Origin of the sequence: Bradyrhizobium sp. Mp27, assembly GCF_029953005.1 — a bacterium.
GTDB lineage: Bacteria > Pseudomonadota > Alphaproteobacteria > Rhizobiales > Xanthobacteraceae > Bradyrhizobium > Bradyrhizobium barranii.
The window spans coordinates 1-378 of the sequence record NZ_JASAUS010000681.1; the positions used below are offsets into that span (position 1 = coordinate 1).

General features: G+C 61.6%; 1 protein-coding gene. It reads right to left on the minus strand.

The genetic code is table 11. The features are described 5' to 3' along the window. The coding region (locus tag QJT78_RS52290; protein ID WP_281460963.1) for a transposase at positions 1–374 on the minus strand (374 nt) is incomplete at its 3' end. Positions 375–378: the final 4 nt, after the last annotated feature.

Sequence of the window (378 nt, forward strand, 5' to 3'; positions counted from 1 at the left end):
CGAAGGCTCTCGGCCAACAACCGCTCCAGCTTGTCGCCGAGCCGCTTGCGCCAGTGGCTCAGGTCTGAGCGCTCATGCGGGAAAACGTGCTGGAAAAACTCTTCGCCGGTGAAGAACTGGAAGTACGGATCGTGGACCCAGCGCTCGCACACCCCCTCGTAGATGTGCTTGAGCAGCAGCAATCCGATCATGAAGCGGGTCGCGATACCCGGCCTGCCGTTGTCGCTGTAGAGCGGCGCGATCTCGCCGTCGATCCAGTCCCAATCGACCCTGCCGGCGAGCAGAACCAGCTCGTGTCGCATGTTGATGATCTGGTCCAGCCGGGACCGGAACAGATCGTTCGAGCCTGTCGTCCTGTGCTTCTTTGGTCGCATCGGT